This window comes from Mucilaginibacter gossypii (assembly GCF_017569325.2).
Classification (GTDB): domain Bacteria; phylum Bacteroidota; class Bacteroidia; order Sphingobacteriales; family Sphingobacteriaceae; genus Mucilaginibacter; species Mucilaginibacter gossypii.
Genome location: NZ_CP071878.2, coordinates 223,061 through 235,241, shown reverse-complemented (window position 1 = coordinate 235,241; position 12,181 = coordinate 223,061). Strand labels below are relative to the sequence as shown.

The following is a 12,181-nucleotide window of genomic DNA, read 5'->3' as shown; positions in this document are numbered from 1 at the left end:
AGGGAATCGCACGAGCCCCGGCTTTTATTGATGTTATAACGACACTCTCCTCTTCGCCGTTGTTGGTGTTGTCACCTACAACTTTATGCCTCCACGCAAATCGAAAGTCCTCCCCCCTTCGGGGAGGGTTGGGTGGGGCTGCCTATAACGACACTCCTCTTTTCCACGGAATAAAATCATCCTGGCCCAGTTTTACCGATTTAGGTTCTGCTTCGCCGCTGGCTACTTTTATTACGTAATCCAGGATCCGCTCGCCGGCCTGGTGAATGGTTTCAGTACCTTCAATGATGGTACCGCAGTTAATATCTATAATATCAGGCATACGCTCAAACATAGCCGTATTGGTTGACAGCTTGATAACCGGCGTAACCGGGTTGCCTGTAGGCGTCCCCAAACCGGTAGTGAATAGTACGATGTTTGCGCCTGCGCCTACTTCGGCAGTGGTGCTTTCCACATCGCTTCCGGGGGTACATAGTAAATTCAAACCAGGTTTGGTTACTTTTTCAGGATAATCCAAAACAGCTGTTACCGGAGATGTACCGCCTTTTTTTGCTGCACCTGCCGATTTAATGGCATCTGTGATCAATCCATCACGGATATTACCCGGCGATGGATTAGCGTAAAAGCCTGAGCCGTCGGCTTCTGCACGCGCATTATAAGTAGTCATGAGGTGCATGAAGCGGTTAGCGGTTTCTACATCGATACAACGGTCGCTCAGTTCCTGCTCCACACCGCAAAGCTCAGGGAATTCCGACAGGATCACGGATCCGCCCATGGTAACCAGTAGATCAGACAGGTAACCCAATGCAGGGTTAGCCGAAATGCCCGAAAAACCATCCGAACCGCCGCACTCCAAGCCAACACACAGTTTTGACAATGGTGCAGGTTGACGGGTAGTTTCATTGGCTTTTACCAAACCGGCGAAGGTTTGCTTCAAAGCTTGTTTTAACAATTCGCTTTCAGTACCTACTTTTTGCTGTTCCAGTACAACCAGCGGTTTACTGAAATTCGCATCACGTTTAGCAATTTCATTTTGCAAAATGCTTACCTGCGCATGCTGGCAGCCTAAGCTTAATATAGTTGCTCCGGCCACGTTGGGGTGGGTAATATAGCCTGCAATGAGTCCGCAAAGGGTATCTGAATCTTCGCGGGTGCCACCGCAACCCATGCTGTGACTCAAAAATTTAATGCCGTCGATATTTTTGAACAGGCGTTTAGAGTTTGGCTTATCCTCGGATGCCTGGATATCGGCATTCAAAATTTCCTCAACAGATTTACCGGCCTGGTAAAGTTCCATCAACTGCTCCACATCGCCCTCGTAGCTTTTGGCTTTTTTGTAGCCAAGCTTATCAACCAGTGCTTCCTTTAATACGTTGATATTCCTGTTTTCGCAAAAAACCATCGGTACCACAATCCAGTAGTTACCTGTACCTACCGAACCATCGGCACGGTGGTAGCCCATAAAGGTTTTGCCTTCAAAGTTAGTCGTATCGGGCTGGTGCCATTGTAGTTTACGCTCGCCAAGATGAAATCCTTCGGCTGCGTGGTGTACATTTTCGGTAGTTAACAAACCACCCTGCGGTATGACGGCCGAGGCTTTGCCTACCAGTACGCCGTACATGTAAATTTCCTTGCCTACCGGCAGTTCGTTAATGGCGAATTTATGCTTTGCTGCTACTTTATCTACCAGTGTAAAAGTTTGTCCATCAAACGTGATAACGGTTCCTTGCGGCAGGTCCTGTAAGGCTACCAGTACGTTATCATGCGGATGGATCCTTAAATATGTTTCCTTTTGTGTTGACATTATTTGTATATGATCGGTCCTTTTTTTAGTAAGGACAATATTTTTTTGCTTATTGCTGAAGCGTAAGTTCAATTACCGGAATTTCATACGGCGGCTTTTGTGCGGGGAGCGTTAACTCCAGGTCGTCACCGCTGCCATCCTTATATAAAAGCTCCGAGCTGTCATTTAAAAACTGCGCGTATTTAATCTTGCCTTTGTAGCCGGGCAATACCAGTTTGCCTTGCGGATAGTTAAACAAATGTATATACAGTTTACCGGCCGCTTTGTTATAAGTAAGCTTGCTTCCCTCTGGTATTTTATAGGTGTCTGGGGCAAACGTGCAGTTATATACCGATTTGCTGTTGGCGTGCATCCAGTAAGCCAGGCTATCCAGCGCGCGGGTAGCACGATAGTCAAACTCGCCGCGGGCGGTTGGCCCCACATTCAGGATCAGGTTGCCGCCATTGCTTACCGAAGTAATTAACAGATCGAGCAGTTGACGATGGGTTTTCCAGGTATTTTCATCACGGTAGTACCCCCATGAGCCCGAAAAGGTTTGGCAGGTTTCCCAGGTTTTACCGCGGTATTTAGCCAGTTCGGCAGTGCTTACCTGCTCAGGGGTTTCAAAATCAGCGCCGTCCTTATACTCTTCCAGGTTAAGGCGGTTATCTACAATAATGCCCGGCTGTAACTTCCTGATCAGCTTAAGCAATTCAACTGATCCCCAATCATCTTTACCTTTACCGTGCCCATCCTTACGGGGGAAAGAAAAATCAAGCCAAAGGATATCGATTTTGCCGTATTTGGTTAGCAGTTCGGTGATCTGATCGCGCATGTACTGGCGGTATTTGGCCATATCGCGTCCTTTGTTCAGTTTAGCGTATGAGGCATCACTTTTATCAGCAGGTGACTGCGGGTGGATCTCGTCAATAGTATATTGCGGATGGTGCCAGTCTAACAGCGAATAATAAAAGCCCACCTTTAAACCCTGTGCCCTGAAAGCGTTTACATATTCGCGTACCAGATCGCGCTTGGCTTTGGTATTGGGAGCTTTATAATCAGTGAATTTTGAATCGAACAGGCAAAATCCTTCGTGGTGTTTGGTGGTTAGCACAGCATATTTCATCCCCGCTGCTTTGGCCTGCTTTGCCCATTTCTGCGGGTCAAAAAGATCAGGGTTAAACTGATCAAAATATTTCTGATAACCTGCATTATCAATTTTTTCGTTATGCTTTACCCATTCGTGGCGGGCAGCCTGCGAATATAGGCCCCAGTGAATGAACATACCAAAACGGTCGTCCTTCCACCATTCCATGCGTTTCTCTTTCTGGGCATCGGTTTCGGTGCCTATCATTTTTTGCGCAAATACCGATGGGGCCATCAGCAACACAAACATCAGCAGTAATTGTAGTTTCTTTAGCATAACTATTCTATTTATAAGGAGAAAATTTTGTCCATTAAAACCCATTTTGCACCCGCGGGCGCATTTTTTACCGGCGACTGATATCCCCACATCAAATCTTCCCATTCCTTTACTTTAGGGTTTGCCGCATCTAAAGCTGCCGATTTTTCGAAACTGAAAGTATCATCAACCTCCATGATCATGAACATGCGGGTATCGAAACGGTAGATCTCCATTTTGGTGATTCCTTTGGCGATAATACTGTCATGAATTTCGGGCCAAATAGCCTGGTGATATTTTTCGTATTCGGCAATGAGTGCCGCGTCGTCTTTCAGATCGAGGGTTAAACAGTATCGCTTACTCATAGAATAGCTCTCAAAAAAGTTTATATCGGTAATACAAAGAAATAAGGTTTGCAGGTAAATAGTTATCGGGAATTAAACAAAATGTTCAACTATTTTGGCATAGACCGTTGATGTGTTTTGATTACGCTGATAGCGTTGATTTTGAACTTTGATTTTTAGAGATTGGGGATTGTCAGTTTTTTTTCTGAAACGGGATTTTTAAGGAATCTATTAGATGGACAGGATTTTTGTCTGAACTGTTTTTTGAATTTGTTAGATGGACAGGCTTTAAATAGCCAGGGATATTTCGATTATCATCCCGGCAATCCTTAAGTCCCTAAAATCATGGTTCAGAATCAATCAAAACCTAAATATTCCTTCTGGTGCACTTCTACCGAGCCGGAGATATTATCGTGATTAAGGAATATTACGATATGGAAAAAATCATTATCAAAAAGATAGATATCGTTTTTCACATCAGAGCCGTGGAGTTTCATGATCAGACCCATGTGTTTAGCCTGGCCTATTAAATTAATGATGTGTTGCGGTGTAGAAGTGGTATAGGTAACGGTACGCAGTACAGCTCCGCTGCTAAGCTTGCTACTAACGCCTATTACAATGGTTTCTTCCTTATTATCCGGCCCTATCCTGTTCAGGTGCTCAATGCTGTTGCCGTTAACATCCTGGAGATACCGGCGCTTGAATTTTTTCCCGAGGGTAAGATAGTTGTGTGCTTCGGCGTTTGAAAGATTGGAGATATTTGCCAGATCATTAATGGTTATGCTTTGGGCAAACAACGTTGCGCTGCAAAACAACAATAAGGCAATTAACAGGGTTCTCTTCATTTTTTAACTTACCAAATATACTTTTTACTATTTAAAACCGTCGCCGGGATGATAGGTGCGCTGCACGTGCTTTAAAACATCTTTTTTGTAAAACAGCACATCTTTAAATTTACCGTCAATAATACCCTGCTCCTGATCGGTGAAATTTTTTGATGCAGGGTCAAAAGAGCTGCCGCCGTTTACGATGCTTTTAGCTCTTAACCGTGTACCAAATTCCACAACAGCGATAAAACTATTGCCCGAATATCCATACCGCTTGTTGGTGTTCATGGTACGGCTCTGGAACGATGGCAGCTGTCCAAAGCCCGATCCTGTTAAACCAACCGGGATACTGGGTTTGTTATCATCAAAGCTAATGCCATCATCCGGGCGCTGGTAACGGTTCATCTCCCCCCACTCCACTTTCCAGGTGCCAAAACGGCTTTGCAAATTTTGAAGTACATCATTTAACCTGGCTAATTGCTGCGCCGGACTTATGGTTTTAACCAATGTTTGAAAGCGCCGGGTAATAAAAGTGCTTTCCTGATCGGTTTGGGGCGGCGGCAGCGCTTTCACCATCAGGGTGCCCCATTCAATAGCAAGCGAACTGGCTACAGAATGGATAGCGGTATTCCTGTCCCATTGCTGCAGTATCTTTACTGGCTCAGCAAGCGATTGCTTTACAGAATCGGGGGCTGCATCGTATGCTTTAAAAAGTGAGGGTAACAGATCGTCAAAAGCGGCCAGGTAGTGGTCATACCCTTTGACTACCAGGCCATCAAGCGTAAGGTTTTTCGCATCTTTTAAAATCCGGATAGCAGTTACTGCCCGGTAGTTTTCACCATCGGGGGCCATGTAAACCGGGTATTTACTTTTATCCGGACTTGACGTGCCCGAAGCCGTATACGGTGTTGAATTACAGTTCTGGATCCAGCCGGTGGCGGGGTTGGTAATGGTGATGATCTCGCTCAGCTTGTGGACACCCTGCCATTCGGTGGCCGATGTGCTGCCATCAACCGGCAGGCTCCAGTCATATTTGGGATTGCGTTTGGGGATGTAGTTGCCGTACCAAAAAATGGTATTCCCTTTATCATCAGCGTAAACGGTACTGTTTGTAGCGTTTGATACCATGTTCATGGCATTTTTATATTCGCCCAGGTTATTGGCCTTGGTTATCAGCCATGACTCAACCAGGGCATTATATGAGCGGTTGTTAGCTTTAAGTGCAAGCCATTTACCATCCCTGGCGCCCAGCACCGGGCCGTGATGGGTATAATATCCTGTTATGGAGCGCTGTTCAATCTCGTCGCTATGCTTTATTTTGAAAGATAGTGTACGGGTGATAACGGGCCTTAGCTTACCATCATATTCGTAATACCATTTACCCTCTTTTTTACTCACTTTTTCGGCGTAAAGATCGGCCACATCGGCATAGGCACTGGTATGCATCCATCCGCAATGTTGGTTAAATCCCTGGTAAATAAAAAACTGGCCCCAGGTAACAGCCCCGTACGCATTAAGGCCTTCATCGCTTACCAGCTCAACCTCACTGCGGAAATAGAACGGCACATGCGGATTGATATACAGCAAAGCATGGCCCGATGCGGATTTTGAAGGCGCTATAGCAAAGCCATTTGAGCCGGTTTCGCGCTCGTTCACCATGTCGTAAATATTTTTTACAGGCTGGCCGGTTACCGCGCCAAGCTTTTCGGGGGCAGTACTGTAAAACTCTTTGGTTTCGCTTAGTTTAATCCCCCCGGTTTCGGTAGCGGCAACGCTGCCATCGGTAAACATCAACGCGTACCAGGGTTCAAAATGTTTAAATACCTGGGGTTTTACTTCGGGATGTTTGTATAGGTAATAGTTAATGCCATCGGCAAACGCATCCAACAGTTTCCGGAACCAGGGGGCGCTTGTTTTATAATCTTTAATGGCATCGGCACTATCGGCAATCAGTTGCAGTTGCACGTCGGTATATAAATTAGTTTCGCCATCAACCTGGGCCTGTTTGCCTAACTGGTAAAGGTAATTGCGTTCAATCCCTTTAAAGTTATCTTCGCACTGGGTATACATCAATCCGAAAACAACAGCGGCATCTGTTTTTCCATAAATGTGAGGAACTCCCCAATTATCCCTGATAATGGTTACTGACTTTGCTAATGATTCGCTCCGTTTTATTTCCTTTTGATTAATTTTTTGAGCAAAAACCAAAGCAGGAAGAAACATTGAAACAATAATAAAATTAACTTTCACGGTAACAGCAATTTTACCAAACAATTTATCCATATAAATGTGAAGTAAACGAGGCTTTTTAAAGATTTTGAAGTAAATTTGGAGATTAATTCATAATAATTACATAGCACCGCCGTTTTTATTCAAATATTTACAATCGGCTTTTTTTGAGGTAATTATTTGCTGTACTTTTAAACTGTATAGTTAACATTTGATAAATTCCTGTGCCGGTTTCCTTTCCGGTATCCGAATATAAAGAGCTTGGGTACACATTTAATATGATATCTGAGATTTAGTTGATTCAATATCATTTGAGACGTGATATTGTGTGCGTTCCGGGGTGAGATACGGAACGCATTTTTTTTATCTGCTACGCTCAATTTCACTTCGCGTCATTTTGCTTCGCGTCATTAGGTCATTTACCTTGTGTCATTGAGTCATTTTGCTTTGCATCATTAAGTCATTTTGTTTGTATTTCATGGCTCAATAATTCCAAAACAGTTGCATATCGCCTTCCAAAATGACTCAATGACGCGAAGCTAATGACGCGAAGCTAATGACGCGAAGCCGATGACAACCATTGGTTTCGGTACCACGCCATAGCTAATAACACCATGCGGTTATAGGTTTCGAGGCCCTGGGGCTGGTTGTTGGCTTTCAGAAAATTATCGTAAAAAACACTGCTTATGGCCCCCAGCTTGTTTTCGTAGGCCAGCCAATAATTGCGCTCGGTGATATAATCGCCGCGTACATCTTTGCTGATGAGCGCTTTGAGTTCTTTATGAGCAAGGGTATCACGGGCGCCAAGCGAGTGCATGAATTCCTGCACGGCGAGATGATATGCCGAATAACGTAACAACCTGTCATGTGATTTTACGGCGATGACAAAGCCGGCAAAATCAGCTTCATCCTCCGCCCCGTACCCCATCTGGTGCGACATTTCATGACATACCACAAAGGGCCGGTTAAAAATGGGCATCTGGTAATTTACCTGGGCTTCGGAGGTGAAAGGGTTATAATAGCCCGAGGTACCGATATAATTTAATAATGGCGTCAATATCGATGGTTTTACATCAGGATTATAAGCCCTGAAATTAACAGAATCTTTACTGAGCACGCCGATGGCATGCCGTGCTGTATTATAAATATGGGTATTACTTTGGGCCCAGTCTGCTGGTGTAAGCCGTGCACGGGTAACGTTGGCGCTGTCAATCAGGATGCGGGTTACGGCTTTAAGATCGGCGGTTGTAAAAGCCGTATCCCTAAGCCCAAGCCGCTCGGAGGCCGGTAGCCTGAAATAGTTCATTCCCCACAACAAATAAAAAGCCACAATGCCCGCCTGGATACCTATAACCAATCCTAAAAAAAGTCTCCCCGCCATTTGGAACCTTTTTTTAAACAGCAGGGCAATCAACCTGATCACCGCATAAATCAAATAAATAACCACGGCTATATATATAATGTCGCCAACACTAAACGGAAATATGTTTAAAACGGAATGAAAAACCCGGCAAATGATAATGTAAAAACCATTGGCATAATAACGTTCAACAGCGGCCGGATGATCAGCAAACAGCATCAGCAAAAAAATAGCCAATGCCAATGATATTATCGCGATGATTCTTTTTAGTACAGGTTTTTTGTTGGTTGGGTAGCGCATTATCTGAGGTAAATATAGCGCTTTAGGGTTCAGGTTTAAAAAAGAATGCTTTTGCGCGCTAAAACCCGGGTAAAGGAAAAGGCCCCTGGCGGGGCCTTCAAAATTGTGAAAAATAAGGTTACTGAATATCATTTACTTACAGACACCGGCACTACGATCTTATCCCAGAACATGCAAAAGCTTTTTGCATCAACTGTATAAACTAATCTTTCGTGCATTGGCGCGGCTTTGGTTTTTACGTTTACACGCAGGGCGTCTTTTGACTCATCGTATTTAAACGCGCCCCATTGTTTGGCCACCTTGTTAAAAATAACTGTCCAGGTACCGTTTTCGGCAGGAATCAGGAAAAAACCGTAAGTACCCGCTGCCAGTGGTTTACCCTCAACTTTGATATCTTTTGTTGTTGTAAAAGTTGTGGCCTCGTTAGCACCTGCACGCCATACTTTACCGTAAGCTTCAAGACCGCCCCAAATTTTACGGCCTTTAACCGATGGACTGCCATAGTTAATAGTAATAGTTGAACCTGCAGCTGTACCGCTAACGCTATCGCGCGGGCTTGCTGGTTTGTTCTGGGCAAAGGTTACCGCTGATACTAATAAGGCGAAAGCAAACAGGAATGCTGCTTTAAGATGAAATGATTTTTTCATAAGATTTCTCATAATTTATTTAATATAAAGATAGATTGAAATTTGGTTTAAAAACAACTATTCGTTTAAATACCTTCGAGAGGTGATTTTAACACATAAAACACTGAAAATAAACACCCGATGATTAAACTATTTTGATTTTATATTGTTTAATAATTGAAAGATCACATTGCAATTAGGAATAGACCGGAGGGATTTATAGCCCAAAGGTTAAACAATTGTTGTGGTTTTTTTACCCTGCCTACCATGGCAGGGTTTTTTATGCGCCGGCATCATTGTACCTTATAAGTTAATATGCTCCGCCCTATATTGCCTGCTTCATCAATGCCCTCTATCACCAAACGGTAATTACCTTTGCTATCTGCATTAAAAAAATCAAACGAGGCATTGCCATCTTTGCCAGTTACAATATCGGGGTTCCAGTAGATAGCGGTTCTTGCGTCAGGTTTCTTATCAGCACCTGTTGATGCTTCATAAACCGGCGAATAAAAGGTACGGGCTTTGTAAAAACCCCTTGCTGTAAAATACAGTAAGCCTGGCGAAATCACATTATTTGAAACAACCGGAGCTTGAGTTTTCCACATTTTGAGCACCAATACCCCATTTGCCCCTCTTACACCATATATGGTAGCATCGTTATTTTTTAACACATTTACACTTTCAACATCAGCAGCATTGTAATTATCAATACTTGTTCCGGCCGGCAATACGGTATCATCAACTACAATCAACATTGGCCCTCCCTGCATGACCGGGTTCACCTTGTCGGCCAGGTAGGGCACACCTTGTCTCAAAACAATACCATTTAAACGTCCCTGCAACCCGTTTGACAGGGTGCTTTGGTCTCGCAGGTTATTTTTCCCCAAAACCTCTGTAGTAAGCTTACCGGCATTAATGCCTCTTTCACTAATGGTAACCGCATTAAGTGCCCTGCTATTTGCATCAGCTATATAAACCGGCTGTTGCGTAGTTTTATCAAAGCCCGCACCATTTACCCCTTGTGCCGAGCTCATCAAATCTCCGGTTTTAATATTTGTTAATGCCTTTGCCTGAGAAATGGATATTTTGGTATTACTTTTCCCTTCGGCCGTTTTAGCCTGGATCATGAACGGGGTTTTATCGTCATAAACCAGGTTTTTGAAAGTAAAATTACCATCATGATCGGTGGTTTGTGTTAATAAAGCCCCGCCTGCCTGCGGCATCAGGGTTACCGTACCGCCATCAACCGGCTTCCCCGAAATTGTTTTTACCTGGCCCGATACATCGAAACCATTTTCGGCAGTATACGCTACAGTAGTGTTGGCATCATTTAGCACTTGCTTCCACTCAAAGTGGCGGTACCCCTGGCTTAGCATCAATACATCAAGGTTTGACCGGGTATCATTGCTAACATCAGCAAAATAATAATTGGGTTGCTCAATTGCCCCTTTCAGATCAGAAGTTAGCAGCAGACTTGATAAGATGCTATTTTCATCGTCCCCGGTTGTGGAAACTTTGTCGGCATCAATAACTGCTGCTGATAAATAGCTTTTTACCGCCTCTCCATTTTTGTTTTTAGTATTGATAGCAATATGCACCTTTCCTCTTACCGGGTATAAAGGTTTATCGCTAACAGATGTAATCGTTAACAGGTCGGGATTTTGGATAAATACCAGGCGCTCATTGAGTGGTTCGCCCTGCTCCGAAAAAAGCGTTATCCGGGTTATACCTGTTTTAAAATCTTTTTTATTGAGATTTAGGTCGAGCACCTGGTTATCAAGCACGGTTTTTACCGAGCGGATACTACCGGCCGAATAAATAATTATCCCTATTTCCTTGTTCTTATTTTTAAGGTAATAAGCTTTATTGGCATTTATTTCAATGCCAAGTTTATCGGGATTATCATTGTTAACCATCAACGTGATCCCCTCGTTATCGGCTTTCGGTAAATCCACTATCGCTTTGGTACCATCGGCATAGGTTAAATTAGCTTTATAAGTTTTACCTGCTTCGGCAGTAATAAATATAAGCCCCATGCCCAGGTGTTTCGATTCAAACCTGGCTACTTCGGCATTGGTGTTGTCAACCACAACACCTTTAACATCAAGCCCCTGACCGTTTGTACTTACCGCTTTGAAGGCCAGTTTGATTGGTATACCGTTTACAAAACTTCCCCCTTCCGGAAAAAAAGCGATGTTAGGTTTACCTGCTTTAACCACTAACGCTTTATTGCCTGCAAATGCCCCGCCATTGACGTTTACCTGCCGGTCAAATAAACTCTGTCCGTTATCGATCATCCACTTAGTATAAGCCCTGATACGATAGGTTCCTCCGGGCAAGATACCGGGAAGACTAAAATCGCCTGCGGCCAGGCCGTTAACCATTTGCAGCGGGATAGTTTGCAGCAGGGAATCGGAGGGGCTAACCAGGTCGACATGTAACATGCCACTTAACTTTGAAGGCTCATGCTGTTCGCCCAGGGTTACATATGCTTTGAAGTATATGGTATCGCCTGCATTGTAATAAGGTTTATTCAAATGCAGGTACACTTTTTCAACTGCTTTATTGGCCGATAAAGTTTGCAGACGCGATACCACAGCGTCTAAAGGAACGGAAGGTGAAACCGGATTATTATTTTGTGAAAAAACAGGCACAGAGCAACACCATGCCGCTAACAGCGATAAAACTATCTTTTTCATAAGCGGGAATGACAGCAGGTTAAAACTGGTTATATAATGGCAATTAAATATAAGTATTTATTTGCAAAAACACTCATTTTAAATTAGTTATACACCCCTACAAAACTGCGCCTGCTATTGCGTCAGTTCGGCATCCTGCTTCATTTCTTCCCAGTAAAGTGTTTCGAGGTAAATACCGTTTTGAATAGCTACACGCGCACGTATTTTTTCTAATTCGGCCTTCACTTCTTCATTGCTGAGCTCCCTACCCAGCGAATGGTAATAAATGGCGTAACCTGTTTTGCTGTTTACGCATTTATAATGCTTTTCCCCGGCTTTCATAATTGGATTGACTAATACAAATACAATACTGCAGATGGCGGGATTGTTTTAATTAAACTCAAATGTTACACAATTTTCCTTATTCAATTAGCAGGTTTCTTTTTACTTTAAGTCAGCAACTTACAACCTCACTAATTTCGTTTTATTACATTGGCTTAACCATTCTTAACATTAACTTAACAATTGGCATTATATTAATGGTTACTTTTATCCGCTGAATAATTTATAGTGACATATTTTAAAATCCACTTAATATAACTACTGTAAATTCACGACTGATAAGACAGATC

9 protein-coding genes are annotated in these 12,181 nt (G+C 43.4%); all 9 read right to left on the bottom strand.

The genetic code is table 11. The features are described 5' to 3' along the window. Positions 1-142: 142 nt before the first annotated feature. The 9 genes from J3L18_RS01130 to J3L18_RS01090 all read right to left on the bottom strand — a co-directional run bounded on the left by J3L18_RS01130 (position 143) and on the right by J3L18_RS01090 (position 11,891). Positions 143-1,804, bottom strand: a complete 1,662-nt coding sequence (locus tag J3L18_RS01130) for a UxaA family hydrolase (protein ID WP_129571397.1) — start codon at positions 1,802-1,804, stop codon at positions 143-145. Positions 1,805-1,853: 49 nt separating this feature from the next. Beyond that, positions 1,854-3,206, bottom strand: a complete 1,353-nt coding sequence (locus tag J3L18_RS01125) for an alpha-L-fucosidase (RefSeq protein ID WP_129571398.1) — start codon at positions 3,204-3,206, stop codon at positions 1,854-1,856. Between the two features lie 11 nt (positions 3,207-3,217). Continuing rightward, a complete protein-coding gene (locus tag J3L18_RS01120) occupies positions 3,218-3,550 on the bottom strand; it encodes an L-rhamnose mutarotase (protein WP_129571399.1) in 333 nt (110 codons plus the stop codon). Between the two features lie 335 nt (positions 3,551-3,885). Continuing rightward, on the bottom strand, positions 3,886-4,374 hold the full coding sequence (locus J3L18_RS01115) for a hypothetical protein (protein ID WP_129571400.1): 489 nt from the start codon (positions 4,372-4,374) through the stop codon (positions 3,886-3,888). Between the two features lie 27 nt (positions 4,375-4,401). Further along, positions 4,402-6,639 (bottom strand): penicillin acylase family protein, encoded by a 2,238-nt coding sequence (locus tag J3L18_RS01110; RefSeq protein ID WP_129571401.1) that lies wholly within the window; start codon positions 6,637-6,639, stop codon positions 4,402-4,404. Between the two features lie 499 nt (positions 6,640-7,138). Next, complete coding sequence (locus tag J3L18_RS01105) at positions 7,139-8,245, bottom strand: DUF3810 domain-containing protein (protein ID WP_189549447.1); 1,107 nt, start codon at positions 8,243-8,245, stop codon at positions 7,139-7,141. A 128-nt stretch (positions 8,246-8,373) separates the two neighbouring features. Further along, positions 8,374-8,892, bottom strand: coding sequence for a DUF2911 domain-containing protein (locus J3L18_RS01100; protein ID WP_129571403.1), 519 nt, complete (start codon positions 8,890-8,892; stop codon positions 8,374-8,376). A gap of 272 nt (positions 8,893-9,164) precedes the next feature. Further along, positions 9,165-11,570: a TonB-dependent receptor gene (locus J3L18_RS01095; RefSeq protein ID WP_129571404.1), complete on the bottom strand. Its 2,406-nt coding sequence runs from the start codon at positions 11,568-11,570 to the stop codon at positions 9,165-9,167. A gap of 114 nt (positions 11,571-11,684) precedes the next feature. Continuing rightward, positions 11,685-11,891 (bottom strand): hypothetical protein, encoded by a 207-nt coding sequence (locus J3L18_RS01090; RefSeq protein WP_090528273.1) that lies wholly within the window; start codon positions 11,889-11,891, stop codon positions 11,685-11,687. Positions 11,892-12,181: the final 290 nt, after the last annotated feature.

Coding starts and splice junctions, on each gene's coding strand:
- J3L18_RS01130 (WP_129571397.1), bottom strand. CDS start 1,804: ATGTCAACACAAAAGGAAACATATTTAAGGATCCATCCGCATGATAAC.
- J3L18_RS01125 (WP_129571398.1), bottom strand. CDS start 3,206: ATGCTAAAGAAACTACAATTACTGCTGATGTTTGTGTTGCTGATGGCC.
- J3L18_RS01120 (WP_129571399.1), bottom strand. CDS start 3,550: ATGAGTAAGCGATACTGTTTAACCCTCGATCTGAAAGACGACGCGGCA.
- J3L18_RS01115 (WP_129571400.1), bottom strand. CDS start 4,374: ATGAAGAGAACCCTGTTAATTGCCTTATTGTTGTTTTGCAGCGCAACG.
- J3L18_RS01110 (WP_129571401.1), bottom strand. CDS start 6,639: ATGGATAAATTGTTTGGTAAAATTGCTGTTACCGTGAAAGTTAATTTT.
- J3L18_RS01105 (WP_189549447.1), bottom strand. CDS start 8,245: ATGCGCTACCCAACCAACAAAAAACCTGTACTAAAAAGAATCATCGCG.
- J3L18_RS01100 (WP_129571403.1), bottom strand. CDS start 8,892: ATGAAAAAATCATTTCATCTTAAAGCAGCATTCCTGTTTGCTTTCGCC.
- J3L18_RS01095 (WP_129571404.1), bottom strand. CDS start 11,570: ATGAAAAAGATAGTTTTATCGCTGTTAGCGGCATGGTGTTGCTCTGTG.
- J3L18_RS01090 (WP_090528273.1), bottom strand. CDS start 11,891: ATGAAAGCCGGGGAAAAGCATTATAAATGCGTAAACAGCAAAACAGGT.